Raw genomic sequence first — 26,210 nt, 5'->3', positions numbered from 1 at the left:
CGCGGGGAAGGGGATTTGAAGGTCCGGACAAGCCTAGAAAGGCCGTCCGCGGGTGGCAAGAGTCACAGAACCGCCCGGAACTGAGCCAATCCTTTCGGATACTGCCCACTTGGTCGCGCGTTATGAACGAATCGCGCAGTGCCGCATATTGACAGGTCAGCACAGCAAGTCCCCCGGACCGGCGACGACTTCGGACGCATCGGCGAGGCTCCTTTCTGCACGGGGGTGCGCCGGGGGCGGACAGAGGCAGAGCACCGGCGAACGGGAGCGGGCCGTGCTCCCCCTCCTGAACAGGACCGCCGTGTTCCGCTCGCCCGGCCGAGGGCCGGCGGTGTCGAGCCGCCGCAGGTCACGGGGTCCCGCGCGCCGACCTCGGCCGGAATCCGCCCCGCCCCGCCCCGGGCAGAGTCACTCGCCGAGCACCCGGCGCAGATAGTCGTTGCCGAAGACGCGGCCCGGGTCGAGCCTGTCGCGGATGCGGGTGAATTCTTCGAAACGCGGATATGACGAGGCGAGATACGAGGCGTCCCGCGAGTGCAGCTTGCCCCAGTGCGGACGCCCGCCGTGGGCGGTCATGATCCGCTCGGCCTCCGTGAAATACGCCTCGTGCGGCGAACCCCGGTACATGTGCACCGCGATGTACCCCGTCTCACGCCCCTGCGCCGTCGAGAGCGGGATGCCGTCCGCGGGGGCCGTGCGCACCTCGACGGGGAAGCTGATGTGGAGGCGCGAACGCTCGACGAGCTGCCTCAGCTCCCAGAGGGCCGGCACGAGCGCCTCGCGCGGCAGGGCGTACTCCATCTCGATGAAGCGCACACGCCGCGGGCTGGTGAAGACCCGGTACGGAATGTCGGTGTACGTACGCGCGGAGAGTGCCTTGCTGGAGACGCGGGCGATGGGCGGGACGACCACGGGCGCGGCGGCCCCCAGTGAACAGATGCCCTGGAAGACGCCGTTGGAGAGCAGTTCGTCGTCGATCCATCCGCGCACTCGGGGCAGCGGCCGTACCGGACCGTCGCTGCGGTTGTTGCGCTTGGTGTTGCAGTTGTCCGTGTGCGGGAACCAGTAGAACTCGAAGTGCTCGTTCTCGGCGACGAGTTGATCGAACTCACCTGTCACCTTCTCGAAGGGCATCGGTTCCTCGCGTGCGGTGAGCAGGAACTCCGGTTCCACGGAGAAGGTCAGCTCACTGATCACCCCGAGCGCACCCAGCCCGAGCCGGGCCGCGGCGAAGACCTCCGCGTTCTCCTCTTCCGAGCAGCGCAGCACCGAGCCGTCGGCGCACACCATCTCCAGCCCGGTGACCTGTGCCGCCAGCGAGGCCGACGTGCGGCCGGTGCCGTGGGTCCCCGTGCTGACGGCGCCGGAGACCGTCTGCTGCATGATGTCGCCCATGTTGGTCAGCGACAGACCGGCCGCGGCCAGCGTCTCGTTGAGGTGCTTGAGGCTGGTGCCGGCGGCCACGGTCACCGTGCCGGCGTCACGGTCCAACCCGCGGATGCCGACGAGGCGTTCGGGCCGGATCAGCATCCCGTCGGTGACGGCCGCGGCGGTGAAGGAGTGCCCCGTGCCGACGGCCTTGACCCGCAGGCCGTCCTCGGCGGCGCGGCGCACCGCTTCCGCCAGCGCCTCGGTGGTGGAGGGAGCGACGGTGCGGGCGGGAGCCATGGCGACGTTCCCCGCCCAGTTGCGCCACGTCGTGCGGGTGCCCCGGTCCGTGCGTGCCGTCCGGCCGCCCCGGCCGCTGCTCGTCGGCTGCGCGCTCATCAGGCCGTGCCCCCTCTCGCAGTGACATCGGATCATACTCACGGTTCGCGGCCCGTTCCTCCGGGGGCGCCTCCGCCCGTGCCCGCGGCCGGGACGCCGTGCCGCCACCGGGCGAGGGAGCCGGGACGGCCCCGGGCACTCCCCGGATGGGAGGATCGGGACATGTCCGAAGCGCTCGATGCCGCAGACCCGGCCGGCTCCGCCCGTCCCGCCGACGCCCGCCCCTACGACGCCCTGCTGTTGCTGTCGTTCGGGGGTCCGGAAGGGCCCGACGACGTCGTTCCGTTCCTGGAGAACGTCACCAGGGGACGCGGCATCCCGCGCGAACGCCTCGCGGAGGTCGGCGAGCACTACTTCCTCTTCGGCGGCGTGAGCCCCATCAACGCACAGTGCCGCGCCCTGCTGGACGCCCTCCGCAAGGACTTCGCAGAGCAGGGGGTGGACCTCCCCGTCTACTGGGGCAACCGCAACTGGGCGCCGTACCTGACCGACACCCTGCGCGAGATGACGCGCGACGGCCGGCGCCGCGTGCTGACGTTCGCCACCAGCGCCTACGCCTCGTACTCGGGCTGCCGCCAGTACCGCGAGAACCTCGCCGAGGCGCTGGCCGCCCTCGAAGGGGAAGGCCTCCGGCCGCCCCGCGTCGACAAGCTGCGCCACTTCTTCAACCATCCGGGCTTCGTCAGGCCCATGGCCGACGGCGTCCTCGCCGCGCTGGAGACGCTTCCCGCCCGAGTGCGCGACGGCGCTCACCTCGCCTTCACCACCCACTCCATTCCCACCGCCGCTGCCGACACCTCCGGGCCGCCCGCGGACCACGGCCCGGGAGGCGCGTACGTCGCGCAGCATATGGATGCCGCCCGCCTCGTGGCCGCGGACGTGGCGGAGCGGACCGGCGCAGAGCGCCCCTGGCAGCTCGTGTACCAGTCCCGCAGCGGCCCGCCCCAGGTGCCGTGGCTGGAGCCGGACATCTGCGACCACCTGGAGACCCTCCACGAGGAGGGCGCGCCCGCCGCCGTGATGGTGCCGATCGGCTTCGTCTCCGACCACATGGAGGTCCTCTACGACCTCGACACCGAGGCCACCGCCAAGGCCGGTTCGCTCGGGCTTCCTCTGGCCCGCTCCGCGACCGTCGGTGCGGACCCCCGTTTCACGGCGGCAGTACGGGAACTGGTCCTGGAGCGCGCAGCGACCGAGCGTGGTGCGCGGCCCGAACGGTGCGCCGTCGGCAGTCTGGGACCCAGCCACGACGTGTGCCCCGTGGGCTGCTGCCCCGGCAGGACTGCCAAGCCCGCCGCGGCGGGCGCGGACAGTCCCTACGCGTAGGGCCCGCGCGCCGCGAGCAGAAGCACCCGTGGAGAACATGCGACGAAGCAGACGAGAGCCCCGAGGCAAGGAGAAACGTGAGCGCCCAGGTCGACCAGCTCAAGGCCGAACTCCTCGAACTCGCCCTGGAGGCCGCACACCGGGCCGGTGCCCTCCTCAACGACGGACGCCCCGCCGACCTCGAGGTCTCGGCGACGAAGTCCAGCTCCGTCGACGTCGTCACGGAAATGGACCTGGCCTCCGAGAAGCTGATCACCGGGTACCTCTCGGAACGCCGGCCCGACGACGCTTTCCTCGGTGAGGAGGGCGCGTCCTCGCCGGGCACCAGCGGTGTCCGCTGGATCGTCGACCCCCTCGACGGCACCGTCAACTACCTGTACGGGCTGCCCGGCTGGGCCGTCTCCATCGCCGCGGAGTTCGAGGGGGAGACCGTCGTCGGCGTCGTCGAGTCGCCGCCGCGCCGCGAGACCTTCCGCGCGGCGCTCGGCCACGGTGCCTTCCGCAACGCTCAGCCCCTCCGGTGCCGTCCCGCGCCGCCGCTCGACCAGGCGCTGGTCGCCACCGGCTTCAACTACGTGGCCGAACGGCGCGCGGCGCAGGCCGACCTGGTGCGCCAGCTGATCCCGCGCGTGCGCGACATCCGCCGCTCCGGTTCCGCCGCCGTCGACCTGTGCGACGTCGCGGCCGGCCGGCTCGACGCCTTTTACGAGCGCGGCCTGCACGCCTGGGACCTGGCCGCGGGCGACCTCATCGCGCGGGAGGCCGGAGCGTGCACGGGAGGGCGCCCCGGACTGCCGCCGGACGGTGAACTGGCCGTCGCGGCTTCCCCCGGGGTGTTCGAGATCCTCCAGCCGCTGCTCGACCGTCTCGGCGCCTGGCACGACTGACCGTTCCGCCCGTGGCCCCGCTCCGCCGGCGCGCGTGGGACGGGCAGCACACGAGTGAGCCCCCGGGGCGGGGCCCCGGGGGCTCACAACAGTTCCGTGATCGGGATTCGGCCGGCGGCCTGGAGCGGGCGATGCGCTCTCCGCGCGGCCCGGGGCGCTCAGACCGTGCTGGCGCCGATCTGCACGCCGTGCTCGGCGGCGATGCGGTGGAGGTCTTCCAGTTCCGACTGCTCGACGTCCACGAGGAAGTCGTCGCCCGACTCACGAGCGCGGCTGAGGTCGGTCTCGGTGTTCTGTATGCGCTGCAGAAGTCCGGCAGTGAACGCGTCCATGTGCGCCCCCTCGTCATGGGTCAGTGGCACGGGGATGTGTGCCGAGGGTTCTGTCGATCATGATCACGACGTGCTCCCTGGCTGGACGGTCGGCAGCCGGGTCGTCCGGGTCTCCGGTCGGGGTGGCTAGCCGCCTACAGGGCGTGATCGCGGGGTGTGCCCCTCGTCCTCCCCGTCTGCAACCTCAGAGAAACCTCAAGGCCGGAAAAATCTCGCGGGCCCTCCGCGAAGCGGCTCTTACCGACGATTTACCGAGGTACGCGGCAGGATTGCAGCATCAAGCCGGCCCACCGCGGCACGATCGCGGGCGGGTTCAGTACCAGGAAGGAAGGGTGCCGTGCGGGTACTCGTCGTCGAGGACGAGCAGCTGCTCGCCGATGCGGTCGCGACCGGGCTGCGCCGGGAAGCCATGGCCGTCGACGTGGTCTACGACGGAGCGGCGGCCCAGGAGCGCATCGACGTCAACGACTACGACGTCGTCGTCCTCGACCGCGACCTGCCCCTCGTCCACGGCGACGACGTCTGCCGCAACATCGTCGATCTCGGCCTGCCCACAAGGGTGTTGATGCTCACCGCGTCGGGCGACGTCAGCGACCGCGTCGAGGGCCTGGAGATCGGAGCGGACGACTATCTGCCCAAGCCGTTCGCCTTCACCGAACTCGTGGCACGCGTACGGGCCCTGGGCCGCCGCGCGACCTCCCCGCTGCCACCCGTGCTCGAGCGCGCCGGCATCAGGCTCGACCCGAACCGCCGGGAGGTCTTCCGCAACGGTGCGCAGATCCAGCTCGCCCCGAAGGAGTTCGCCGTTCTGGAGGTGCTGATGCGCGGCGAGGGCACCGTGGTCTCCGCGGAGCAGCTGCTGGAGAAGGCCTGGGACGAGAACACCGATCCCTTCACCAATGTCGTGCGGGTCACTGTGATGACGCTGCGCCGGAAGCTCGGCGAGCCCCCGGTGATCCTCACGGTCCCCGGCGCCGGATACAGGATCTGATCGCGATGGCCGCCTCGACGACCCCCTTCGGCCCGGCCGAGCCCCGCCAGCAGCCGCCCGGCGACCCGGCCGCCGCGCCGCCGAAGCCCACGTGGGACCCGGGCGAGCCCTCGCGCCCGTACCCGTGGCTGCGTCCCACGATCCGGATACGGCTGACGCTGTTGTACGGCGGCATGTTCCTCATCGCGGGAATGGTGCTGCTCACGCTGATCTACCTGCTCGCCGCCCAGGCCCTTCACGAGGGCAGCAAGCTGCCCTTCCGCATCCTCAACGCCAACGCCCAGCTCACCTCCGACAGCTGCCCCGGCCTCACCGGCACGCTGCCGAGCGAGCAGTTCATGCAGCGGCTCGGCGAGTGCACCGACGCGCAGCGTGCGGTCGCGCTGGACGAGCTGCTTCAGCGTTCCCTGATGGCTCTGCTCGGCCTCGCGGTGGCCGCCTTCGCCTTCGGGTACGTGATGGCGGGGCGGGTGCTCTCGCCGCTGGGCCGCATCACCCGCACCGCCCGCCAGGTCGCGAGCTCCGACCTGCACAAGCGGATCGAGCTGGAGGGCCCCGACGACGAGCTGAAGGAGCTCTCGGACACCTTCGACGACATGCTGGACAGGCTCGACCGGGCCTTCACCGCCCAGCAGCGCTTTGTCGCGAACGCCTCCCACGAGCTGCGCACCCCGCTCGCGATCAACCGCACGCTGCTGGAGGTCCAGCTCTCCGACCCGGAGGCGTCGCCGGAGCTGCAGCAGCTCGGCAAGACCCTGCTCGCCACCAACGAGCGCAGCGAACAGCTGGTGGAGGGGCTGCTGCTGCTTGCACGCAGCGAGAACGAGATCGTCGACCGCAAGCCCGTCGATCTCTCCGAGGTCGCCGCTCACGCCGTGGAGCAGGTGCGTGCCGAGGCGGAGGGCAAGGGCGTGGAGCTGCGCGGGGTGCGGCACCCGGTGTACGTGCAGGGCAACGGCGTGCTCCTCGAACGCGTCGCCCTGAACCTCGTGCAGAACGCGGTGCGCTACAACCAGCAGGAGGGTGGCTGGGTCTCCGTCGCGACCGAGGCGCTGCCCGGTCACGGGATGCTGCTCGTCGAGAACACGGGCCCGGCCGTGCCGGCCTACGAGATCGACAACCTCTTCGAGCCCTTCCGGCGCCTGCGCAGCGACCGTACGGGCAGCGACAAAGGGGTGGGCCTCGGCCTCTCGATCGTGCGGTCCGTGGCTCGGGCCCACGGGGGCACGGTGACGGCGGAGCGGCGGGAGGAGGGCGGTCTTGCGCTGCGTGTCGTGCTCCCCGTGTGAGGGGCGGTCCTCCTGGGCACTCCGGAGGCGCGACCGAGTTCCGTACCGGCGCAGACCGGGAGCGGATCCGGGAGGGTAACCCCTCGGGTTCGCTATATGTGGAATTTTGTCCCGTGGCGCGCACCGGCCCCGTCTGTGATCGATCACACACGCGATTTTCCTGGGCCCCACCCTGGGTGACCTCGTAAGGGAAGAATTACCGGAAAATCCAGGTTTCCGCAGGTGGGGATCGTGGGCAGTACCCGGGGTGCGTGCGCGCAGCGCGAGCAGGGGACCGTTTAAGGTCTCCTCGGCAACTGACGCGATCACCTCTTCAGGGGCGCGGTTGGGTGTCGATTGAGTAACAGACCTTGATGTGAGGCAAAATCTCCGCCTCAGGTCGGGCACATCTCCGGCCTCTCACGCGTTACGTGCGCTGAGACACCACAGAAACCCAGAGGGGGAGAGCGAAATGGCTACGGACTACGACACCCCACGCAAGACCGATGACGACGTCAACGAAGACAGCATCGAGGAACTGAAGGCCCGGCGGAACGACAAGTCGGCGTCCAACGTGGACGTGGACGAGTTCGAGCAGGCCGAGGGCCTGGAGCTGCCCGGCGCGGACCTCTCCAACGAGGAGCTGTCCGTACGGGTCCTTCCGCGTCAGGCCGACGAGTTCACGTGCATGAGCTGCTTCCTCGTCCACCACCGGTCCCAGCTGGCCGCCGAGAAGAACGGCCAGCCGATCTGCCGCGACTGCGCGGCGTGAGTGGGGCGGGGCTGCCGTAGTGGCGGACCACATGCGTGACGACGAGCGAGGCGAGCCTGACCAGCGGACCTCGCTCGTGCCTGTACCCGCGAAGTCCCGTCAGCGGCCCCGTCTCCCGTGGCCGCGCAAGGGGGGCGGCGACGCGGGAGAGGACGCGGAGCAGCGCGGCAAGGTGCGGGCCTTCCTGGGGCTCGTCGCCGACCGTGTCATCGACGTCGCGCCCCGTATCCCGGTGCGCGACCTGGAGACTCTGCGAAAGCAGTTTCCCGGCCTCGGGCCGGAAGAGATCGCGGACAAGCTGGTCGCGGGGGCCGCGCGCAGCTCGGCGACCGTCGGTGCCGGAGTCGGCGCCGCGGCGATGCTGCCGGTGCCGCCGGCGATGCCCGCCGAGCTGGCCGCCGAGATCGTCGGCGTCGCCTCCGTCGAGCTGAAGCTCATCGCGGAGCTCCACGAGGTGTACGGACACCGCCTGCCAGGCAACGTGAAGCAGCGGGCGGCGGCCTGCATCGGAGCGTGGACGTCCGAGCGCGGTATCGACATCACCAGGCCCACCACGCTCAACGCCGCCCTCGGCGGCCAGATGAAGCGCGAGCTGAGGCAGCAGCTGCTCAAGCGGACCGTGCGCAATCTGCCGAACCTGACGCCCTTCATGGTCGGCGCGGCCGTCGGCGCCGTGATGAACAGCCGGGACACCAGAAAGATCGCCGAGAAGATCCGCGCCGACCTGCGTGCCGCCGGAAACGGCTGGGAAGCGCTGCCGCCCGGCGCCGGAGAAGACCCCGACGGCCTGGGACCGGCCGGCCGGGCCGCACTGCCTCCGTCGCCCCGCTGAACCGTCCTCACCGAGCCGTCCTCACACCGAGCCGTCCTCCCGCCCGGTCGCCGCACCGGCCTGCGGAATCCTCACTCGGGTGTGGTCTGCCGCGGTCCCGCGGAGGCCGCCGCGAGCGCGTCGGCCAGCTTCCGCGGGGTGCGCGTCGAGAGATAGAGGTACGGCGTCGGATCGGACGGGTCCGTCACCTCCACACGCACCGCGGTCCTGATGTAGCTGCGCAGCAGCATGTGAGCGCGCGGGTCCGACTTGTGCGTGCGCCAGGCGAAGGCCTCCTCCTCGTCCAGCACGTGCGCGGTCCCCAGCGCGGAAAGCGGTACGCGTGCGTCGCCCGCGACCAGCGAATCCGCGACGACGCGGATGCGCGCGGAGCCGTACGAACTGACCGCCACCGCCGCGAGAACGCCCGCCACCGCCAGCCCGCCGAGCATCGGCAGAACTCCCAGGGGAAGCATCGTCAGCGCGCCCCCGACGCCGAAGAGGCCGGCGATGAGCCACCAGGAGCGGGGCGCTGTGAGGCGTTCGTCGTAGGGCCGTTCCTGAGCAACCATGCGCCAAGCCTGTCACGCGCGATGCGGGCCCGGGGCCGGGGATCCGCGTCTCTTCGGCGTCATCCGGGCGCAACTCGGCGGTAAGGTCTGCACACGTGAGTACAGCCCGACTGCGGAACGCCCCCGGGACCCCGGGCCGGCCCGATCCGCCGAAGACATCGCTGACGCCGCCGCCCGAGGCCGGCGCAGCGGTACGACACCCCGACGCTCCGGCGCCCGGGGAGCTGCTGGGCTCCCACTACGGGCACTGTTTCGGCTGCGGCGCCGAACAGGGGCACGGCCTGCACCTGGAGGCCAGAGCGGGCGAAGGCGTCGACGTCACCGCCGAGTTCAGAGTCCGTCCCGTGCATCAGGGCGCTCCCGGCCTCGCGCACGGCGGTGTCCTGTCCACGGCGCTCGACGAGACGATGGGCTCGCTCGGCTGGCTCATGCACACGATCATGGTGACGGGACGCCTGGAGACGGACTTCGTCCGCCCGGTCCCGGTCGGCACCGTGCTTCATCTCAGCGCATCCGCCGCCGCGGTGCAGGGCCGGAAGGTCTTCACCACGGCGACGGGCAGGATCGGCGCCCCCGACGGCCCCGTCGCCGTCCGTGCCGAGGCCCTCTTCGTCAAGGTGCGGGTGGAGCACTTCACCGACCACGGGCGCGACGAGGAGATCCAGGCCGCCATGGCCGACCCCGACCAGGTCCGGCGGGCCCGGGCGTTCGAGGTGAACCCGTGAGCCGCCCGCCCGTCGACGTCATGCTGCGGCGTCTGGACCCCGACGTCCCGGTCCCCGCGTACGCCCATCCCGGCGACGCGGGCTGCGACCTGGTGACCACCGAAGCGGCCGAGTTGGCGCCGGGGGAGCGCGCCGTGCTGCCCACGGGGATCTCCATCGCTCTGCCCGAGGGCTACGCGGCGTTCGTGCACCCCCGCTCGGGCCTCGCAGCTCGCCGGGGCATCTCCTTGGTCAATGCACCCGGAACGGTCGACGCCGGGTACCGTGGAGAGATCAAGGTGGTTGTGGCCAATCTTGATCCGCGCGAGACCGTGCGGTTCGAGCGTCTCGACCGCATTGCCCAACTCGTCGTCCAGCAGGTGGAGAAGGTGCGTTTCCACGAGGTGGCGGAGTTGCCGGGCTCGGCGCGGGCCGCGGGGGGATTCGGCTCCACAGGCGGTCACAGCCAGGCCGCCGCACATCAGAATGACAACGTTCCGGTCGGAGCCGACCGGCATTCCGACCTGAGAGGACAGTGACGTGTTCGGACGTCGTCGCAACAAGAGCGAAGAGCCTGAGACGGGCACCTCGGACGACTTCGGCTCGTACCCGCAGGACGGAGAGGAGCCCCTTCCCGCCGATGCGGTCGCGGACGCCGAAGCGACGCGTGTGAAGCTGCCGCCGGCGCCGCGTCCCGACGGCCCATGGGACGTGAGCGAGGTCTCCGACCCCGGCAACGGCAGGGTCAACCTCGGCGGCATGTACGTGCCGGGCGTGGAGGGCATGGAACTGCGGGTCGAGGTCGCGGGAGAGTCGATCGTCGCGGCCACTCTCGTCGTCCAGGACAGCGCCCTCCAGCTGCAGGCCTTCGCCGCTCCCAAGCGCGAGGGTTTGTGGGAAGAGGTACGCGAGGAGATCGCGACCGGCATCACCAAGCAGGGCGGCGTGATCGACGAGGTCGAGGGCCCGCTGGGCTGGGAGCTGCGGGCCCAGGTCCCGGTGCAGCTGCCGGACGGCACGAACGGAGTGCAGGTCGTGCGCTTCGTCGGCGTCGACGGCCCGCGCTGGTTCCTGCGCGGGGTGATCTCCGGCCAGGGCGCGGTGCAGCCGCAGATGGGCGGACTGCTGGAGCAGGTCTTCCGGGACACGGTCATCGTCCGCGGCGAGTCCCCGATGGCGCCCCGCGACCCGATCGTCCTCAAGCTCCCGGAGGACGCGCAGATGGTGCCGGACGGGGTCCAGCAGGAGACCGTCGAGGAGGGCTCGCGCTTCGCGGGCGGCCTCGACAAGCTGCAGCGCGGCCCCGAGATCACCGAGGTGCGCTGACGCTACGGTTCGCAGACGTCAACGAGCCGCCGTGCGTGCCCGCCGGGAGCGGGCCGCCGGCGGCTCGTCGCGCACATGGCGTCTTCCGGGGCCCCGGGCGTTCCTGTTCCGGCCAGGCCGCGCCCGGCCGTCTCCGCGCAGCCCCTGCCCGCCTTCTCCGTACTCGGATCGGCCGCCGCCGCGGGGCGCCCTCACCGGTACGCTGGCAACATGACTGGCGCCACCCGAGCAGACAAGGCACAGCGCGGCGGAGGCGGGCGGTTCAAGCGATTTCTGGAACGGCTGTCCTCCTCCGAGGAGGAACTGCACTCGCAGGAGCTGCAGCAGGAGGCCGACAGCACGGGCTGCACCCGCATCGCTGCCTGCGGTGACCGTCAGATCGTGCGCGTGACAGGTACGCTGCGCACCGTCACCCTGCGCCCACGGGCCGGGGTGCCGACGCTGGAGGCGGAACTGTTCGACGGGTCCGCCCCTCTCGACGTGGTCTGGCTGGGCCGCCGTGCCATCGCCGGCATCGAACCCGGCCGCGGCCTCACCGCATGGGGGCGGATCTCGATGAACCACGGCCGACCGGTGATGTTCAACCCCAAGTACGAGTTGCGACCCCTCGGACAGGAGTAGTGGGTGACCCCCCTCGACAAGCCGACCGCGGACGGAACCGGAGCAGGGACCGGAACAGGTCCCGATTCCGGAACCGGGGCCGACGGAGAGGCGGTTGCCTCGCGCGCCGTCACCGAAGCAGCGCTCTTCGAAGCCTTCGGCGGATTCCGCGGACTGGTGGAGACGACCCTTCCCGGTCTGGTCTTCATCACGATCTACACGGTCAACAAGGACATCCACGCCGCGGCGCTGACGGCCCTGGCGATCTCGGCCGTGCTGGGCGTGACGCGGCTGGTCCGCCGTGACACGGTCAAGCACGCCTTCAGCGGAGTCTTCGGCGTCGCCTTCGGCGTGCTCTTCGCGATGATGACCGGCAACGCCAAGGACTTCTATCTGCCGGGCATGTTCTACACGCTCGGGCTGGCGGTCGCGTACCTCGTCACGGCCGCGGCCGGTGTGCCCCTGCTGGGCCTGGTGCTGGGGCCGGTCTTCAAGGAGAACCTCTCCTGGCGCAAGAGGAACCCGGGGCGCAAGAAGGCGTACACAAAGGCCAGTTACGCATGGGGCCTCATCCTGCTCGGCAAGTGCGCCGTCCTCTTCCCGCTGTATCTGTGGGGGGACACGACGAAGTTCGGCTGGGTGACGATGGCGCTGAAGATCCCGCCGTTCCTGCTCGCCGTCTATCTGACGTGGATCTTCCTCGCCAAGGCGCCCGCCCCCATCAACGTCATCGCGGAGATGGAGGCGGAGGAGAAGGCCGAGCAGGAACGCGAGCAGCGGGACGAGCGGGAACAGGCTCAGCGGAGGACGCTCGACACGATCGGCGGGGAGTTCGCCGACGATGCGTCACGCGCGCTGCTCGCCGATTCCGAACGGCTCCGTGACGACCCCTCCGGCGCCGACGGCCACCGCCCCGGCCAGGGCGGACGGCACCGCCGCTGAGGCGTGCTCGCGGCATCTCCCGCTGCGGGGCTCCGTCGCGCGGCGTACCCGCGCGACGGCTACCCGCCGCCACGCATGGAGAGCAGGTCCTCCAGCTGTTCCTCGCGCGCCGGAGCCGCCACGAACAGCAGCTCGTCGCCCACTTCCAGCGCGTCGTCGCCGTCCGGCACCAGTACCCGGTTGCCCCGGATGATGGTGACCAGAGCGGTGTCCTCGGGCCACGTCACATCGCCCACACGCGTCCCGGCCAGCGCCGCCTCGGGCGGCAGCGTCAGCTCCACCAGGTTCGCGTCGCCCTGCGAGAAGCGCAGCAGCCGCACCAGGTCGCCGACGCTCACGGCCTCCTCGACGAGGGCCGACATCAGACGCGGCGTCGAGACGGCGACATCGACACCCCACGACTCGTTGAACAGCCATTCGTTCTTCGGGTTGTTGACCCGCGAGACGACCCTCGGAACGCCGTACTCCGTCTTGGCGAGAAGCGAGACCACCAGGTTGACCTTGTCGTCACCGGTGGCCGCGATCACCACGTTGCAGCGCTCCAGCGCGGCCTCGTCGAGCGAGGTGATCTCGCAGGCGTCGGCCAGCAGCCACTCCGCCTGCGGCACGCGCTCCACCGAGATCGCCGTCGGCGCCTTGTCGATGAGCAGCACTTCGTGGCCGTTCTCCAGCAGCTCGCCCGCGATGGAGCGGCCCACGGCACCGGCCCCCGCAATAGCTACCCTCATCGGCCGAGTCCCCTGTTCGCTGTGCGTACGCCGGTCACGAGCGCCCCTCCTCGGGGCCTGTCGCGAAGACGGCCTCCACCTCGTCGATCTGATCGCAGCGCATCATCACATGCACCAGATCGCCTTCCTGCAGCACCGTCTGCGAGGTCGGCAGCATCGCTTCGCCCACCCTGGTGAGGAAGGCGACGCGGACCCCGGCCTCCTCCTGGAGTCTGCTGACCCGGTGGCCCACCCAGTCCGGGGACGTGTGCACCTCCGCGAGCTGGACGCCGCCGCTGGGGTCCCGCCACAGCGGCTCCGCACCGGAGGGCAGCAGCCGGCGCAGCATCTGGTCGGCCGTCCAGCGCACCGTGGCCACCGTGGGGATGCCGAGGCGCTGGTAGACCTCGGCCCGCTTCGGGTCGTAGATGCGCGCCGCGACGTGCTCGATGCCGAACATCTCCCGCGCCACCCGCGCCGCGATGATGTTGGAGTTGTCACCGCTGCTGACCGCGGCGAACGCTCCGGCCTCCTCGATCCCGGCCTCGCGCAGGGTGTCCTGGTCGAAGCCGACCCCTGAGACTCTGCGCCCGCCGAAGCCGGAGCCCAGCCGGCGGAAGGCCGTCGGGTCCTGGTCCACGACCGCGACGGTGTGGCCCTGCTGCTCCAACGCCTGCGCGAGCTCAGCGCCAACCCGGCCGCAGCCCATGATCACAACATGCACGCCCGTCCCTCTCGTCACATACAGCGGGCCGTCTCAGGATCGCACGGCTGACCGCATACGATCCTCCCCGTGCCAAGGATGACCCATCTACCGAAGCGACTTCTGCTCGGGCGTGCGCTTCGCAGCGACCGGCTCGCGGAGACACTGCTGCCGAAGCGGATCGCGCTGCCCGTGTTCGCCTCCGACCCGCTGTCGTCGGTGGCCTATGCACCCGGAGAGGTTCTCCTCGTGCTGTCGGTGGCGGGGATCTCCGCATACCACTTCAGCCCGTGGATCGCCCTCGCCGTGGTGATTCTGCTGTTCACGGTCGTAGCCTCGTACCGGCAGAACGTCCGGGCCTACCCGTCCGGAGGCGGCGACTACGAGGTCGCCACGACGAACCTGGGGCGCCGGGCCGGCCTGACCGTCGCGAGCGCCCTGCTCGTCGACTACGTGCTGACCGTCGCCGTGTCGATCTCCTCCGGGGTGGAGAACCTCGGCTCCGCGGTGCCGTTCGTCGTCGAGCACAAGACCCTCGTCGCCGTACTCACCATCGTGCTGCTGACGCTGATGAACCTGCGCGGCGTACGGGAGTCGGGCAAGCTCTTCGCCGTCCCCACCTACTGTTTCGTGGCCGGCGTGTTCGGGATGATCGTCTGGGGCGTCATACGCGGGGCCGTGCTGGACGAGGAGATGCGGGCGCCCACGGCCGACTTCGAGATCAGGACCGAAGAGTCCGGCGGGCTCGCGGGGTTCGCCCTCGCCTTCCTGCTGCTGCGTGCCTTCTCCTCCGGCTGTGCGGCCCTCACGGGGGTCGAGGCGATCAGCAACGGCGTACCGGCCTTCCGCAAGCCCAAGTCCCGCAACGCGGCCAACACCCTCGCCATGATGGGCCTCATCGCGGCCGTGATGTTCGCCGGCATCATCGCCCTGGCGCTGGCCACGGACGTGAAGATGGCGGAGAACCCGGCGTCGGATCTGCTCATCAACGGCCACCCGGCGGGCTCGGGTTACAACCAGAACCCCGTCATCTCGCAGGTGGCGGCCGCGGTCTTCGGGAGCGGCACCCTGCCGTTCGTCTTCCTCGCTGCCGCGACGGCCCTCGTGCTCTTCCTGGCCGCCAACACCGCGTACAACGGCTTCCCGCTGCTCGGTTCGATCCTCGCCCAGGACCGTTATCTGCCACGGCAGTTGCACACCCGCGGCGACCGCCTCGCCTTCTCCAACGGCATCGTGCTGCTGGCGGGCGCCGCAGCCATACTCGTCGTGATCTACGACGCCGACTCGACCCGCCTCATCCAGCTCTACATCGTCGGCGTCTTCGTCTCCTTCACGCTCAGCCAGACCGGCATGGTCCGGCACTGGAACCGCCTGCTGGCCGAGGAGACCGACCCGGCAGCGCGCCGCCGCATGCACCGCTCCCGTACCATCAATGCGTTCGGGGCCTTCTTCACCGGGCTCGTCCTGGTCGTCGTGCTGGTGACGAAGTTCTCGCACGGCGCCTGGGTCTCGCTGCTGGGCATGGTGCTCTTCTACGGCGTGATGACCGCGATCCGCCGCCACTACGACCTCGTCGGCCAGGAACTCGCGGCAGACGATCCAAAGGAGGAGCGTGTCCGGCCCTCCCGTGTGCACTCCATCGTGCTCGTCTCCAAGACGCACAAGCCGACGCTGCGCGCGCTCGCGTACGCGAAGCTGATGCGCTCGGACTCCCTCGAGGCCCTCACCATCAGCGTGGACGCGCAGGAGACCGCAGCCCTTCGCAAGGAGTGGGAGGCCGCCGGCATCGACGTCCCGCTGAAGATCCTCGACTCGCCCTACCGCGAGATCACGCGGCCCGTCATCGACTATGTGAAGCGGCTGCGCAAGGAGAACCCCCGGGACCTCGTCAGCGTCTACATCCCGGAGTACGTCGTCGGCCGCTGGTACGAGCAACTGCTGCACAACCAGAGCGCGTTGCGCTTGAAGGGCCGGCTGCTCTACACACCCGGAGTCATGGTGACCTCCGTGCCCTGGCAGCTGGAGTCCTCCGAACTGGCGCGCAAGCGCCTCAGGAAGCGAGCGGAGTGGAGCGCGCCGGGCGCCGTGCGCAGAGGGCCGGCGGCACGGCCGGGCGGGGGCCGCGGCGGCAAGAAGGGCAGCGGCGGGGGCCCGAGCGCCGGGAAGCCGGGCGGGAACGGGAAGTAGACTGCACGGTCGGCACCGGACAGGCTGCCGGCCTCGGCCGAGGGCCTCGCCGAGGACCGCCCCGCCTACGGGGCGGCCACCGTTCGGGCCGTGCCCGCACGGAATTCCCGACCGCCCGACGTCCCGACCACACGATCCGCTGCCCGCCGCCGCGATTCCGCACCTCTGGAGTTCACCCGCCATGCCCGATGCCCCCGCAGACGCTCCCGCCCCCACGCTGGTCGGTGAGGAGTACGAGGTCGAGATCGGCCCCGTCGCACACGGCGGCCACTGCGTGGCCCGTACGGAGGCGGGGCGGGTGCTGTTCGTACGGCACACACTGCCCGGAGAGCGCGTCGTCGCCCGCGTCACCGAGGGCCGGGAGGACTCCCGCTTCCTGCGTGCGGACGCCGTGCGCGTGCTGGAGGCCGCGAAGGACCGCATCCCCGCCCCCTGCCCCTTCTCCGGTCCGGGACGCTGCGGCGGCTGCGACTGGCAGCACGTGAAGCCGGGGGCGCAGCGGCGCCTGAAGGGCGAGGTGCTGACCGAACAGCTGTGGCGGCTGGCCCAGTTGACGCCGGAGGACGTCGCGTGGGACGGCACCGTCGAACCGGCGCCGGGAGACAAGGTGCCCGCGGGCGAGGTGCCGGGGTGGCGGACCCGCGTGCAGTTCGCCGTCGACGACGAAGGGCGCGTAGGGCTGCGCCGGCACCGCTCTCACGAGGTCGAGCCCGTCGACCACTGCCTGATCGCCGCTCCGGAAGTCGAGGCACTCGGCGTCGAGCGACGCGAGTGGCCGCAGATCGCGGGCATCGAGGCGACCGCCGCCACCGGCTCGCAGGACCGGCAGGTGGTCCTCGCACCGAAGCCCGGCGGGCGGCTCCCCATCGTCGAACTGGACCGTCCCGTCTCGGTGTTGAGGGTGGGGGAGCGGGGCAGCGACAAGGGCCGCCTGCACCGCGTGCACGGCCGCGACTTCGTGCGCGAGCGGGCCGACCACCGCACGTGGCGCATCGGTGCCGGCGGGTTCTGGCAGGTGCACCCGCAGGCGCCGGAGCTGCTGGTGGACGCGCTGATGCGCGGACTGACCCCGCGCAAGGGCGAGATGGCGCTCGACCTGTACTGCGGCGTCGGCCTCTTCGCGGGCGCTCTCGCCGACCGCATCGGCGAGAGCGGCGCCGTCCTCGGCATCGAGTCGTCCAAGCGCGCCGTCGAGGACGCCCGGCACAACCTCGCGGACTTCCCGCGGGTCCGGATCGAGCAGGGCAAGGTCGAGTCCGTGCTGCCGCGCACGGGAATCACGGAGGCCGACCTGGTCGTGCTGGACCCGCCGCGCGCGGGCGCGGGCAAACAGACCGTGCGCCATATCGCGGGCCTCGGACCGCGGCGGATCGGCTACGTGGCGTGTGATCCGGCGGCGCTGGCGAGGGACTTGGCGTACTTCAAGGACGCCGGCTACGTGCCGCGCTTCCTGCGCGCCTTCGACCTCTTCCCGATGACGCACCACATGGAGTGCGTGGCGATCCTGGAGCCGGTGGGGAAGGCGCGCTGACCTGCGAGTTCGCGGCTGCGTGTGCCGATCGGCCGGTTCCGGAAGCCCGATGAGCCGATGGCGGTCCATCTACGAAAACGGTGTGACCTGCAGTTTTGTGTTGCGGTAACGGTCGGGCGGACAGCGGTGTCACCGCAGCTCTCGCTGGGGACGGGCGGCCGTCGCCGGTGAAGGTGCGTCCGCAAGGTGCTGGCCCGCTGCCGAACTCGCGTGAGAAGGCAGTGAGGCCACTTCTGGCGACACACATCACGTGGCCCTCGCGTCCGACTACGACACCGACGCCATCCTCACCCTCGACCGCCGCGACTTCCGCGACGCCGTGCGCCCCCTCGGCCGTCACAAGGCGTTCCGGCTGCTGCCCGATGATCTGCCTCTTCGAAGGGACCGTTCCAGATCGGTCGGGGAGAGCGGCAGGCCCTACCGGGGATGGAGAGGCGGCAGCCCCGAGCGCGCGGCAACGCGCAATCAAGGGCCGCCGCTTCCCGATCAAGCCGCCGAGCCTGCCAACGCGGCCCGGCCGTCGCCCGGTTCCGCGTACCCTCCGGGCCGGGCCGTGACGGTGCCGTCCCCGGTCGGACGGTCCTGCTCCGCCTCTTCCAGCAGGGAGATCAGGCTCTCGCGCGCCCGGGCGACGCGGGAGCGCACCGTCCCCAGCGGACAGCCGATCACCGCTGCTGCCTGGGCGTAGGAGAGTCCGAGGAGTTGGGTGAGGACGAACGCTTCGCGTCGCTGACCGTCGATGACGGCCAGCAGTTCGCTCAGCGCCACTCCTTCCTCGAATCCGGGCAGACCGCGCGGCTGCGCCTTCTCCACCGCCGTCTCCCAGTCGTCCGAGGCCGAGAGCCTGGGGCGGCACGAGCCGGCGCGGATGCGGTCGGCCACAGCCCGGCGGGCGATGGTGAGCAGCCACGTACGGGCCGAGGACCTGCCCTCGAACCCCGGCAGACTCCGCAGCGCGCGCAGGTAGGTCTCCTGGACGAGATCGTCCGTGGCCTGGGCGTCGCCGCTGAGGTGCGTCACGAACCGGCGCACATCGAGCTGCGTGGCCCGCACGAACTCCTGCGCCGCCTCCTCGTCTCCGGCACGGGCGGCCAGCGCCCATGCCGTCGCTTCCGTGTCGTCAGCCACCGTGCGGCTCCCCTCCCCGCCACCGGCGCGGATCGAGGAGGATGGACGCATGCTCTGCTCCCGTGCCCGCACCGCGCTCTCCGCCCGTCTCGACGAGGAGGACCTGCCTCCCGGTGTCACCGGGCGGAGGCTGGAGGAGCACCTCGCGGGATGCGCCGAGTGCCGGGCGTGGGAGGTCAAGGCGCTCCGGCTGCGACGGGACGTCACCGGCGACGTGCCGGGCGACGCCACGGACGGCTCCGGGTGCGGGGGACAGGCTCCGCGACCGGGCGCGCCGGGAGGCAGCTGTGACGATCGCGGTCCCGCGTCGGGGAGTCCGGGCCGGCGGGCCTGCTGAACGGATGGGTTTCCGAGTCGTGCCTGGCGGGGTCCCGGGGGTTCCGGGCGCCCGCGTGCGCACAGGGGTCGTCATCTGAAGTCCTTCGGGTGATCCGGCTGCCGGGTTCCGGTCAGCCGGTGAACGGGTCCCGTGCGCCGGCACCTGCGGGCAGGCGCCGGCCGGGGGTTACGACCGTGCTGTCTCAGACAGCCGGGCCGCCCGGTGGACCTCTCAACCAGATGACGTGACTCAGGAACAGCTGACGCGGGGTGTGCCGTCGCCCCCAACGCCCCAGCCGCAGAACGGGAATCGGGGCCGGCAGGGAAGGAGCGGGAGCGAGGACGAGCGGCGCGAAGAACTTCGCGGAGGCCACGCGCAGAAGCTGGAAGACGGCCCGCTCCCCGCCCCACATCCACCAGGCGCCGAGCAGCGCCACGAGGAGGTGGGCGGCGAGCATCGCCGTGGAGTCGCCGTGCCCGCCGTGGAGGGCGGCCGGAGCGTCCGCTCCGGAACCGGCCGCTGCCGCCGGCGTGTGGCTCGTCATCCCGTGCTGCATGTGCGGGGTCAAGTGGTGGGCGTCGCTGGAGAGTTGTCCGGCTGTCCCGTGCATGCCGTGCGCCCCGTCCGTCCCATGCGTCCCGTGGGGCGTGGCATGGCCGGCCGGATGCCGAGCGCCGTGGCCTTGGCCGTGTCCGGAGGGGAGGGCCGCAGGGGGCATCGTCGCCTGACCCAGCGAGAAAGCCGTGTGCAGGAAGATCTGCGTGAAGACCGTCAGGGCGCCGACCAGCAGGGGCCCACGCTCCCTGCCCGTCAGGAACCAGGCGACGCCAGCGGCGCCGGCCCAGCCGACGGCGAGCATCCAGGCCGGAACCGTACGCCCGGACGTCATCGCATGTCCCAGGGCCGCGAGCACCACGCAGACGGCCGCGAACACTCCGGCGCGCAGCACTCTGAGGACGCTTCCCGCATGCATGGTCCGCCCATCGTCGCACCCGCTCGGCGGGCCGCACATGGGCGGCCGAAAACCGCTCACTCGCGGACAGAAGCTGTGATCGCGTGGCATGCGGCCGGGCGTTCCGTTTCCAACTCCTCGCCCGCACAGGCTCCCGAACGGCGCCGGTCGTGCGGAGCCGGCCCAACACCCCAGCCGTGGACGCCGATTGGCGGGGACGGGAGGCGACGGGGCGGAGCGGGGCGGGTCCGGCCGCGTCCCGTCCGGGCAACTCAGGTGACGAGTACGGATATCACGGCCATGCCACCGCCATGGTGGCGTGCAGCAGATGAGAGACCTGGCCCGCCGGCCGGCGGGACCGGACGGCCCGCCACAGCGCATGCGCCGACAGGATCGTCAGCGCGCCGGTGAGTATCCAGCGCGGACCGGGCGCGGAGATCATGCATCCGCCTCCTTCGGCTCGCGGTTCCGGCGCACCCGTCCCACCAGGAGATCCACGGCGAGGAACAGCAGCAGCGGGATGCCGAACCACGGGAGCCAGTACGCCACCAGCGCGGTCGCGACGGCGGCCGGGGCAAGCACCCTTCCCGGGAGGCGGCGCCACGCACCGCGCACCGGAGCACGTCCCGGTCGCGGCAGCCGCCCGGCGGAATCGGCGCCGCGCGTGGGCCGTCGCAGCCACCACATCCGGTAGCCCCAGAAGATCATTCCGATCAGCGCGACGGCGAGCACGGCCAGCACGATCTGGTTGACCAGGCCGAACAGCAGCCCCATGTGCGCGTCCACGCCCCAGCGGGACAGCTTCGCCAGCAGGGGGTAGTCGTCGAAGCGGAGGGTGTCGGTGATCTCACCGGAGCCCGGTGCCACCGCGACCGAATCCTGCCGCTCCGGCCAGGAGCGGGTGTTTTCCTTCACGACGTACGCACTGCCGCTGCCGGCAGGGGGCGTGATGTCCAGAACGCCGCCGAGTCCTGCCTCCCGCGCGGCTCGGACGGCGCCGTCGAAGCCGATGTCCCGGCCGCCCCCCTCTCCCGCTCCGGGGACGTGGCCGTGGTCGTGTTCGTGGGCGTGCGGTACGCCGGCCGCGACCGTCGGCGTCGGACTGTTCAGCTGCTCCCGGAGCTGTGTGATGTTGGCTCCCGCGTAGGCGGACCACGTCAGCCCCGTCGCCGACAGCCCCAACAGGCCCGCGGCCGCCCAGAGTCCGACCGCTCCGTGCCAGGACCTCACCCGCCGGCGCCCGGCGGGAGCCGAGTGCTCGGGAAGCAACGTGCGGCGCAGCCCGCGGCGCGAGCGCCGTGCCCCGATCCACAGCGCCAGCCCGCCGGCGACCTCCACCCACAGCCAACTTGCCGCGATCTCACTGTAGTTGCGTCCGAAATCGCCCAAGTGGAGGTTGCGGTGCAGATCGTCGAACCAGGCGCGCGCCGGAAGCCACCGCCCGAAGGTCTCCAGCGTGCCCAGCACCGAGTGGTCGTAGGGGTCGACGAAGGCGGTGCGCGTGTACCCCTCCTCCAGCCCCGGCTCCTCGAAGACGACCCGCGTACTGTCATCGGGGCCGGGCCCGGTCGTCACGGAGACCAGGGTGCCGTCCGGTACGGCCTGCTTCGCCGCCGCCACCTGAACCTTCAGCGAGTCCGGTTCACCTCGCGGGGCCACCTTCAACTCGTGCTGGTACAGCGTCCTCTCCAGCTGCGGTGTCGCCGTGTAGAGAAGACCGGTCACGGCCGCGACGAGCAGGAACGGGCCGATGAAGACCCCCGCGAAGAAGTGCAGGCGCAGCAACAGCGCCCGTATTCCCGGCCATGTGCCCGCCGTGTCTGTTGCCGGGGCCCCGGAAGGTGACTCCTCCACCCGCGGCGAAGTGGCCGTGCTGCTCACCATGGTCTTTCTCTCCCTCTCCCGTCGGCCCCCGGTGTGGGGGTGCCGGCAGGTAGTCGGAGGGAGCGACGGCTCGGTTCCCGCCCGGCTTGCTCGAAGGATGTGACCCCTCGCACGCCGTGCGGGCCCCGGCGCCCGCCGTCCGCACCTTCGCGGCCACGGAAGGCAGGAAGAAACGCGAACGAGGGGGAATCGCCCCGGTGATGGGGGAGTCGTGAAGTCAGCGTTCCAGATTCCGCATGTACTTGCCGAACTTCTCCAGGCCGTCGATGTTGCGTGGGCCGCTGATGCCCTCGTTGTAGTCGAGGATGAAGAAGTTGTCCTTCTTCACGGCGGGCAACTCCTTGGTCTGCGGCGACTTCCTGAGGAATTCGATCTTCTTCTTGGCGGGTTTGTCACCGTAGTCGAGGATGATGACGACCTCGGGCCGGGCCTTGGTGACGCTCTCCCAGCTCACCTGTGTCCAGCGCTCGTCGAGGTCCGAGAACACGTTCTTCGCACCGGCCTTCTTGATGATGTCGTTGGGCGGGACCTGGTTGCCCGCCGTGAAGGGCTGGTCGGTACCCGAGTCGTAGAGGAAGACGGGGGCGGGGTCGCCCTTCGGTGCCTTCGAAGCCACGGCCTTCTCCCGCTCCCGCAGGTCGTCGACGACCTTCTCCGCCTTCTCCTCCACCCTGAATATCTTTCCGAGCCGCTCCAGGTCGGTGTAGAGGGCTTCGAAGGGCTTCTTCTTCTCGGGAAACTCGGGGTAGTTGTAGCAGCTCTCGGTGTGCATGAAGCTCTGGATCCTGAGCTTGTCCAGGATCTCCGGGGTGATTCCGCGCTGGTCGCTGAAGCCGGAGTTCCAGCCGGCGACCACGAAGTCCGCCTTGGCGTCGGCGACGAGTTCCTTGTTGAGGAGATCGTCGCCGAGCTTCTTCACCTCGGCGTACTCGGACGCCCACGGCGACTCGCTCACAGGCGGGTTGGCCGGCGGCATCACGTAGCCGTGCACGCGGTCGGTCAGTCCCAGGCTGAAGAGTTTGTCGGCGCTTCCTCCCTCGTAGGCGACAGCGCGCTTCGGGACGGTGTATTCGACCGGCTCTCCGCACCTTTTGACGGTGACCTTCTCCGACTTCTTCCCGTCGGTCTCGACGTCGGCGCCGCAACCGCTGAGCAGGAGTGCGGCAGCGGCGGTCGATCCGAGGACGGCGTGCCGCCGCGCGTGGTTCAGCGGCCTGATGAGTGGCATGACGTGTCACTTCCATTCGGTGATGAGGGGCTGAGGGAATACAGCAGTTGCGGATCTCCGGTCAGCGGGTGGCTGACGAGGGTGGTGCGGACGCCGAAGACGTCGTGGACCAGCTGGGGGGTCAGGACGTTCTCCGGAGTTCCGGTGGAGACCAGACGTCCTTCGGAGAGGACACCGATCTGGTCGCATGCCGCGGCGGCCAGGTTCAGGTCGTGCAGCACGATCAACGTGGTCAGGCCCGTGCCGCGCAGCAGCGACAGCAACTCCACCTGGTGCCGCACGTCGAGGTGGTTGGTCGGCTCGTCGAGGACGAGGACCGCAGGCTCCTGGACGAGAGCGCGGGCGACGAGAACGCGCTGCCGCTCGCCGCCCGAGAGCGTCATGACGCCGCGCCCGGCGAGGTGAGCGATGTCGAGCTGCTCCATGGCCCGCTCGCACAGCTCCCGCTCCCTGACGCCGAGCACCTGGTTGCCCCGGATGTGGGGTGTACGGCCCAGCGCGACGATCTCCTCGACGGTGAAGTCGAGTTCGACCTCCCCGTCCTGGGCGAGGGCGGCGACGAGCCGGGCACTTCGCCGCATGCTCAGGGACGAAAGCTCGTGCTCACCGATCCACACCGCCCCGGAACTGGGGCGCAGCGCCCGGTAGATGCACTTGAGCGCGGTGGACTTGCCGCTTCCGTTGGGTCCGACGAGGCCGACGCACCGGCCGTCCGGCACGTTCAGGGAGAGGTCGTGCAGGAGCTCCTTGCCGTCCGTCACGACGGAGAGCTGGCCGAGTGTCAGGTCCATCAGCGGCCTCCGAAGATGTAGGCCCTGCGGCGCATCAAGGAGACGAACACCGGGACGCCGACCAGCGCGGTGATGACACCGAGGGGAAGTTCCCGCGGCGCGACGAGAGTCCGCGCCACCAGATCCACCCACACCATGAAGACCGCTCCCACGAGGGGAGCGACCGCGAGTACGCGTGCGTGGGTGGCTCCGACGACCATTCGGACCAGGTGAGGCATGACCAGACCGACGAAGCCGATGGCACCGCTCACGGCGACCATCGCGCCGGTGACGAGCGAGATGAGGACCAGGAGTCCTTTGCGGTGCCGGTCGGGGTCGACACCCAGGCTCGCCGCGGTCTCGTCGCCGAGTGCCATCACGTCCAGCGCGCGGCTGAAGCGCCTCAGCACGACCAGCCCGAGCAGCACCGCCGCGGCCACGGCGGGCAGGGCGGCCCACGTGGCGGACCCGAAGCTGCCCATCGTCCAGTACAGGACCGTGCTGGTGGCCTCGCTGTTGGGGATCAAGTAGATGATCACGCTCATGACGGCCTGGAAGCCGAGAGCCATGGCTACGCCGGTCAGGACGAGCCGCAGCGGTGACAGCCCGCCCCGGCTCGCCGCTGCTCCGTACACCAGGGCCGAAGCCGTCAGCGCTCCCAGAAAGGCACCGGCCGACATGGCGTGGACCCCCAGCCCGGCGAGCCCACCGGTGACGGTGACGCCCACCGCGCCGACGGACGCCCCGGACGAGACGCCCAGCACGTACGGGTCGGCCAGCGCGTTGCGCACCATCGCCTGGATGGCCACACCCACGGTGCTCAGCCCCGCCCCGACCAGCGCGGCCAGCAGCACTCGGGGAGTGCGGATCTCCCAGACGATCTGATAGGTCGTCACCTCGCTCGCGCCGATCTGCCCGCCGCTGAGGGCGGCCCACAGGTACCGGACCGTCTCGCCCGGCCGGATCACCGCGGACCCGAGACCGATCGCCACCACGACGGAGACCAGCAGCAGCACGGAGAGAGCGACGCAGGCCGTGGTCAGACCCCGTCGCGGGGAAGACGACCCCGAACCAGGGGCGCCCGGAGCGCCGCGCGCGCTCTCGTCCGCGTGCGCGCCGCTGCTTCCCGGCGGCGCCGAGGAGGGGGCAGACGGGTGCATGCGCAGTCCTTTCCGGAACGCAGGGGCCGTGTTCATCGGGAGCGAGCCGGTCACGAGGCCGCTCACGTGCCGGACGAATCGGCGGCTTCCTCGCCATCCGCGCCGATGTGTTCGCCGGGGAGACGGGAGACCAGGAACGCGGCACCCAGCGCGGCCGCCACGAGCGCGCCGAAGACCAGAGCGACCCCGGGATAGCCGGCGAGACCGAGGCCGCCGCCGCCGAGGGAGGCCCCCACGAAGACGCCCAGGCTCATTCCCGCGGCGTTGATGCTCAGCGCGGACCCGCGGAGCGCCCCGCAGCGCCTCACCAGCAGACTCACGGCGCAGGCGGCGACGACCGCGTGACTTGCCGCGTGGAGTGAGGTGAGGACGAGAGCCAGCGCAAGCCAGTGCGTGAAGTAGAACCCGACGACGGACGCCAGAGCGGCGACCAGGCCGAGGACCAGCAAGCGCTCCGTACGCACGCGTGGCTGAGCGGAGTTCGTGAGCCGTCCCGTGAGGAGATTGCTCACGAAGAACGAGGCACCGCTGAGCGTCCAGACCAACGAGAAGAGACCGGGGCCGAGTTGGAAGCGGCTGTCGTAGTACGCGGCCAGGTACGCCAGATATCCCATGAACACGGCCGTGCGGAGAAAGGAGATCAGCAGCAGGGGCACGACACCCCGCACGGCGGCAAGAGCCTTGAAGGAGGCAAGGTAGGTCAACTTCTCTTCGCTGCCGGTCCGTTCCTCCTCCTTCCGAGGGGAAGGCGCGCGCCGGGAGAACAGGACCACCGCGAGCAGCAGCGATACCGCCGAGACCGCCAGGAGGTCTCCCTCCCACCCCCAGAACACCGCCGGGAGCGCGATCAGGGGCGCCGCCAGCATCGCCGTCATCGACTGGGTTGCCGTGACCAGCGTCGCCGCTCTGCCGGCCGCCTTGCCGGAACCGAACCGGTCGGCGGCCGCCGCGGTCAGAGCCGGGTTGAGTACGGCCGTCCCCGCCCCCACGAGCAGGCAGAACGCCACGAGAAGCAGGTACTCGCCGCTCGCTCCGAGCGCGGTCGAGGCCGCAAGCACTCCGAGACCGCCGGCGGCCGCCCACTCCTTCGGAACGCGGTCGATCAGCGGTGCCAGTGCCGTACCCACCAGCAGCGCCGCGAGCCCGCCGAGTCCGCGGAGCCCGCCCATCGCCGCGACGCTGCTCCCGGACTCGTCCGCGATCGGGACGAGATACGTGCTGAAGACGGTGAACGGCAGCAGCCCGACCGCCGAGGCCAGCAGGACGGGCCACAGCGTGCGCGTCATCTTCAGGTCGCTCGGAAGGTGCTCACCCGCCCCGGTCTCCTCGCGCCTCATCTGTGA

Annotated in this window: 27 protein-coding genes and 1 pseudogene; 15 read left to right on the top strand and 13 right to left on the bottom strand. The window is 70.9% G+C overall.

Annotated features, from left to right (window positions below):
- Positions 1 to 408: 408 nt before the first annotated feature.
- Positions 409 to 1,767 (bottom strand): D-arabinono-1,4-lactone oxidase, encoded by a 1,359-nt coding sequence (locus tag EV375_RS28495; protein WP_130302774.1) that lies wholly within the window; start codon positions 1,765 to 1,767, stop codon positions 409 to 411.
- A 162-nt stretch (positions 1,768 to 1,929) separates the two neighbouring features.
- Between EV375_RS28495 and EV375_RS28490 the strand changes: the two genes are divergently transcribed.
- Both EV375_RS28490 and EV375_RS28485 read left to right on the top strand, forming a co-directional pair.
- Positions 1,930 to 3,093: a ferrochelatase gene (locus tag EV375_RS28490; protein ID WP_130302773.1), complete on the top strand. Its 1,164-nt coding sequence runs from the start codon at positions 1,930 to 1,932 to the stop codon at positions 3,091 to 3,093.
- A 77-nt stretch (positions 3,094 to 3,170) separates the two neighbouring features.
- Positions 3,171 to 3,980 (top strand): inositol monophosphatase family protein, encoded by an 810-nt coding sequence (locus tag EV375_RS28485; RefSeq protein WP_130302772.1) that lies wholly within the window; start codon positions 3,171 to 3,173, stop codon positions 3,978 to 3,980.
- 158 nt (positions 3,981 to 4,138) lie between these two features.
- Here EV375_RS28485 and EV375_RS29305 read toward each other — a convergent pair whose 3' ends face one another.
- Positions 4,139 to 4,312, bottom strand: a complete 174-nt coding sequence (locus tag EV375_RS29305; RefSeq protein WP_165434865.1) for a hypothetical protein — start codon at positions 4,310 to 4,312, stop codon at positions 4,139 to 4,141.
- Between the two features lie 337 nt (positions 4,313 to 4,649).
- On the opposite strand from EV375_RS29305, the gene EV375_RS28480 reads away from it, so the two are divergent.
- The 4 genes from EV375_RS28480 (at position 4,650) to EV375_RS28465 (ending at position 8,175) form a co-directional block, all read left to right on the top strand.
- Positions 4,650 to 5,303: a response regulator transcription factor gene (locus tag EV375_RS28480; protein ID WP_055487927.1), complete on the top strand. Its 654-nt coding sequence runs from the start codon at positions 4,650 to 4,652 to the stop codon at positions 5,301 to 5,303.
- A gap of 5 nt (positions 5,304 to 5,308) precedes the next feature.
- Positions 5,309 to 6,592 carry a sensor histidine kinase gene (locus tag EV375_RS28475; protein WP_130302771.1) on the top strand — a complete coding sequence of 428 codons (1,284 nt, stop codon included), beginning with the start codon at positions 5,309 to 5,311 and terminating at the stop codon, positions 6,590 to 6,592.
- Between the two features lie 451 nt (positions 6,593 to 7,043).
- Entirely contained in the window at positions 7,044 to 7,343 is a 300-nt protein-coding gene (locus EV375_RS28470; RefSeq protein WP_016470291.1) for a DUF4193 domain-containing protein, read from the top strand.
- A gap of 31 nt (positions 7,344 to 7,374) precedes the next feature.
- On the top strand, positions 7,375 to 8,175 hold the full coding sequence (locus tag EV375_RS28465) for a hypothetical protein (protein WP_486588852.1): 801 nt from the start codon (positions 7,375 to 7,377) through the stop codon (positions 8,173 to 8,175).
- 71 nt (positions 8,176 to 8,246) lie between these two features.
- Here EV375_RS28465 and EV375_RS28460 read toward each other — a convergent pair whose 3' ends face one another.
- A complete protein-coding gene (locus EV375_RS28460) occupies positions 8,247 to 8,726 on the bottom strand; it encodes a DUF3093 domain-containing protein (RefSeq protein ID WP_130302770.1) in 480 nt (159 codons plus the stop codon).
- A 110-nt stretch (positions 8,727 to 8,836) separates the two neighbouring features.
- Here EV375_RS28460 and EV375_RS28455 point away from each other — a divergent pair, with 110 nt between their 5' ends.
- The 5 genes from EV375_RS28455 (at position 8,837) to EV375_RS28435 (ending at position 12,298) form a co-directional block, all read left to right on the top strand.
- Positions 8,837 to 9,451: a PaaI family thioesterase gene (locus tag EV375_RS28455; protein ID WP_130302947.1), complete on the top strand. Its 615-nt coding sequence runs from the start codon at positions 8,837 to 8,839 to the stop codon at positions 9,449 to 9,451.
- On the top strand, positions 9,448 to 9,969 hold the full coding sequence (gene dut / locus EV375_RS28450) for a dUTP diphosphatase (RefSeq protein ID WP_207228497.1): 522 nt from the start codon (positions 9,448 to 9,450) through the stop codon (positions 9,967 to 9,969). Before EV375_RS28455 ends, dut begins: the two co-directional genes overlap by 4 nt.
- Position 9,970: 1 nt before the next feature.
- Positions 9,971 to 10,756 carry a DUF3710 domain-containing protein gene (locus tag EV375_RS28445; protein WP_130302769.1) on the top strand — a complete coding sequence of 262 codons (786 nt, stop codon included), beginning with the start codon at positions 9,971 to 9,973 and terminating at the stop codon, positions 10,754 to 10,756.
- 210 nt (positions 10,757 to 10,966) lie between these two features.
- A complete protein-coding gene (locus EV375_RS28440; protein WP_130302768.1) occupies positions 10,967 to 11,377 on the top strand; it encodes an OB-fold nucleic acid binding domain-containing protein in 411 nt (136 codons plus the stop codon).
- A gap of 3 nt (positions 11,378 to 11,380) precedes the next feature.
- Complete coding sequence (locus EV375_RS28435; protein WP_130302767.1) at positions 11,381 to 12,298, top strand: DUF3159 domain-containing protein; 918 nt, start codon at positions 11,381 to 11,383, stop codon at positions 12,296 to 12,298.
- Positions 12,299 to 12,357: 59 nt separating this feature from the next.
- Here EV375_RS28435 and EV375_RS28430 read toward each other — a convergent pair whose 3' ends face one another.
- Together EV375_RS28430 and EV375_RS28425 are read right to left on the bottom strand one after the other, a co-directional pair.
- Positions 12,358 to 13,026 (bottom strand): potassium channel family protein, encoded by a 669-nt coding sequence (locus EV375_RS28430; RefSeq protein ID WP_130302766.1) that lies wholly within the window; start codon positions 13,024 to 13,026, stop codon positions 12,358 to 12,360.
- A 34-nt stretch (positions 13,027 to 13,060) separates the two neighbouring features.
- Positions 13,061 to 13,729: a potassium channel family protein gene (locus EV375_RS28425; RefSeq protein ID WP_130302765.1), complete on the bottom strand. Its 669-nt coding sequence runs from the start codon at positions 13,727 to 13,729 to the stop codon at positions 13,061 to 13,063.
- Between the two features lie 78 nt (positions 13,730 to 13,807).
- On the opposite strand from EV375_RS28425, the gene EV375_RS28420 reads away from it, so the two are divergent.
- The 3 genes and pseudogenes from EV375_RS28420 to EV375_RS30030 form a co-directional block, all read left to right on the top strand.
- Complete coding sequence (locus EV375_RS28420) at positions 13,808 to 15,895, top strand: APC family permease (RefSeq protein ID WP_130302945.1); 2,088 nt, start codon at positions 13,808 to 13,810, stop codon at positions 15,893 to 15,895.
- Between the two features lie 181 nt (positions 15,896 to 16,076).
- Positions 16,077 to 17,426, top strand: coding sequence for a TRAM domain-containing protein (locus EV375_RS28415; protein ID WP_130302764.1), 1,350 nt, complete (start codon positions 16,077 to 16,079; stop codon positions 17,424 to 17,426).
- Positions 17,427 to 17,664: 238 nt separating this feature from the next.
- Positions 17,665 to 17,802: pseudogene (locus tag EV375_RS30030) on the top strand (VapC toxin family PIN domain ribonuclease); the annotation flags it as partial.
- Between the two features lie 110 nt (positions 17,803 to 17,912).
- Here the strand turns inward: EV375_RS30030 and EV375_RS28405 are convergent.
- Positions 17,913 to 18,554, bottom strand: coding sequence for a sigma-70 family RNA polymerase sigma factor (locus EV375_RS28405; RefSeq protein WP_486588851.1), 642 nt, complete (start codon positions 18,552 to 18,554; stop codon positions 17,913 to 17,915).
- A 49-nt stretch (positions 18,555 to 18,603) separates the two neighbouring features.
- Here EV375_RS28405 and EV375_RS28400 point away from each other — a divergent pair, with 49 nt between their 5' ends.
- Complete coding sequence (locus EV375_RS28400; RefSeq protein WP_130302762.1) at positions 18,604 to 18,891, top strand: zf-HC2 domain-containing protein; 288 nt, start codon at positions 18,604 to 18,606, stop codon at positions 18,889 to 18,891.
- Positions 18,892 to 19,075: 184 nt separating this feature from the next.
- On the opposite strand, the gene EV375_RS28395 is transcribed toward EV375_RS28400, so the two are convergent.
- The 7 genes from EV375_RS28395 to EV375_RS28370 all read right to left on the bottom strand — a co-directional run bounded on the left by EV375_RS28395 (position 19,076) and on the right by EV375_RS28370 (position 26,204).
- The gene (locus EV375_RS28395; RefSeq protein WP_130302761.1) at positions 19,076 to 19,846 is read right to left on the bottom strand and encodes a PE-PGRS family protein; all 771 of its coding nucleotides are present in this window, start codon (positions 19,844 to 19,846) and stop codon (positions 19,076 to 19,078) included.
- Between the two features lie 271 nt (positions 19,847 to 20,117).
- The gene (locus tag EV375_RS29300) at positions 20,118 to 20,267 is read right to left on the bottom strand and encodes a hypothetical protein (RefSeq protein WP_165434864.1); all 150 of its coding nucleotides are present in this window, start codon (positions 20,265 to 20,267) and stop codon (positions 20,118 to 20,120) included.
- Entirely contained in the window at positions 20,264 to 21,709 is a 1,446-nt protein-coding gene (locus tag EV375_RS28390; protein ID WP_130302760.1) for a PepSY-associated TM helix domain-containing protein, read from the bottom strand. Before EV375_RS28390 ends, EV375_RS29300 begins: the two co-directional genes overlap by 4 nt.
- A 217-nt stretch (positions 21,710 to 21,926) precedes the next feature.
- Positions 21,927 to 22,937: an ABC transporter substrate-binding protein gene (locus tag EV375_RS28385; RefSeq protein ID WP_130302759.1), complete on the bottom strand. Its 1,011-nt coding sequence runs from the start codon at positions 22,935 to 22,937 to the stop codon at positions 21,927 to 21,929.
- On the bottom strand, positions 22,916 to 23,728 hold the full coding sequence (locus EV375_RS28380; RefSeq protein WP_130302758.1) for an ABC transporter ATP-binding protein: 813 nt from the start codon (positions 23,726 to 23,728) through the stop codon (positions 22,916 to 22,918). The genes EV375_RS28385 and EV375_RS28380 overlap by 22 nt, the downstream gene beginning before the upstream one ends.
- On the bottom strand, positions 23,728 to 24,867 hold the full coding sequence (locus EV375_RS28375; RefSeq protein WP_130302757.1) for an iron ABC transporter permease: 1,140 nt from the start codon (positions 24,865 to 24,867) through the stop codon (positions 23,728 to 23,730). The genes EV375_RS28380 and EV375_RS28375 overlap by 1 nt, the downstream gene beginning before the upstream one ends.
- Positions 24,868 to 24,929: 62 nt before the next feature.
- Positions 24,930 to 26,204 (bottom strand): MFS transporter, encoded by a 1,275-nt coding sequence (locus EV375_RS28370; RefSeq protein ID WP_130302944.1) that lies wholly within the window; start codon positions 26,202 to 26,204, stop codon positions 24,930 to 24,932.
- Between the last annotated feature and the right edge of the window lie 6 nt (positions 26,205 to 26,210).

The sequence above is a fragment of the Streptomyces sp. CNZ301 genome, assembly GCF_004217425.1.
The sequence above is the reverse complement of the archived record's forward strand: the minus strand, read 5'-3'. Positions and strand labels throughout refer to the sequence as shown.

What these genes read in the sequence shown, in the direction of transcription:
- EV375_RS28495 (WP_130302774.1), bottom strand. Translation starts at nt 1,767, where the DNA reads ATGAGCGCGCAGCCGACGAGCAGCGGCCGGGGCGGCCGGACGGCACGC.
- EV375_RS28490 (WP_130302773.1), top strand. Translation starts at nt 1,930, where the DNA reads ATGTCCGAAGCGCTCGATGCCGCAGACCCGGCCGGCTCCGCCCGTCCC.
- EV375_RS29305 (WP_165434865.1), bottom strand. Translation starts at nt 4,312, where the DNA reads ATGGACGCGTTCACTGCCGGACTTCTGCAGCGCATACAGAACACCGAG.
- EV375_RS28475 (WP_130302771.1), top strand. Translation starts at nt 5,309, where the DNA reads ATGGCCGCCTCGACGACCCCCTTCGGCCCGGCCGAGCCCCGCCAGCAG.
- EV375_RS28470 (WP_016470291.1), top strand. Translation starts at nt 7,044, where the DNA reads ATGGCTACGGACTACGACACCCCACGCAAGACCGATGACGACGTCAAC.
- EV375_RS28465 (WP_486588852.1), top strand. Translation starts at nt 7,375, where the DNA reads ATGCGTGACGACGAGCGAGGCGAGCCTGACCAGCGGACCTCGCTCGTG.
- EV375_RS28460 (WP_130302770.1), bottom strand. Translation starts at nt 8,726, where the DNA reads ATGGTTGCTCAGGAACGGCCCTACGACGAACGCCTCACAGCGCCCCGC.
- EV375_RS28440 (WP_130302768.1), top strand. Translation starts at nt 10,967, where the DNA reads ATGACTGGCGCCACCCGAGCAGACAAGGCACAGCGCGGCGGAGGCGGG.
- EV375_RS28430 (WP_130302766.1), bottom strand. Translation starts at nt 13,026, where the DNA reads ATGAGGGTAGCTATTGCGGGGGCCGGTGCCGTGGGCCGCTCCATCGCG.
- EV375_RS28420 (WP_130302945.1), top strand. Translation starts at nt 13,808, where the DNA reads ATGACCCATCTACCGAAGCGACTTCTGCTCGGGCGTGCGCTTCGCAGC.
- EV375_RS28415 (WP_130302764.1), top strand. Translation starts at nt 16,077, where the DNA reads ATGCCCGATGCCCCCGCAGACGCTCCCGCCCCCACGCTGGTCGGTGAG.
- EV375_RS28400 (WP_130302762.1), top strand. Translation starts at nt 18,604, where the DNA reads ATGCTCTGCTCCCGTGCCCGCACCGCGCTCTCCGCCCGTCTCGACGAG.
- EV375_RS28395 (WP_130302761.1), bottom strand. Translation starts at nt 19,846, where the DNA reads ATGCATGCGGGAAGCGTCCTCAGAGTGCTGCGCGCCGGAGTGTTCGCG.
- EV375_RS29300 (WP_165434864.1), bottom strand. Translation starts at nt 20,267, where the DNA reads ATGATCTCCGCGCCCGGTCCGCGCTGGATACTCACCGGCGCGCTGACG.
- EV375_RS28390 (WP_130302760.1), bottom strand. Translation starts at nt 21,709, where the DNA reads ATGGTGAGCAGCACGGCCACTTCGCCGCGGGTGGAGGAGTCACCTTCC.
- EV375_RS28385 (WP_130302759.1), bottom strand. Translation starts at nt 22,937, where the DNA reads ATGCCACTCATCAGGCCGCTGAACCACGCGCGGCGGCACGCCGTCCTC.
- EV375_RS28380 (WP_130302758.1), bottom strand. Translation starts at nt 23,728, where the DNA reads ATGGACCTGACACTCGGCCAGCTCTCCGTCGTGACGGACGGCAAGGAG.
- EV375_RS28375 (WP_130302757.1), bottom strand. Translation starts at nt 24,867, where the DNA reads ATGCACCCGTCTGCCCCCTCCTCGGCGCCGCCGGGAAGCAGCGGCGCG.
- EV375_RS28370 (WP_130302944.1), bottom strand. Translation starts at nt 26,204, where the DNA reads ATGAGGCGCGAGGAGACCGGGGCGGGTGAGCACCTTCCGAGCGACCTG.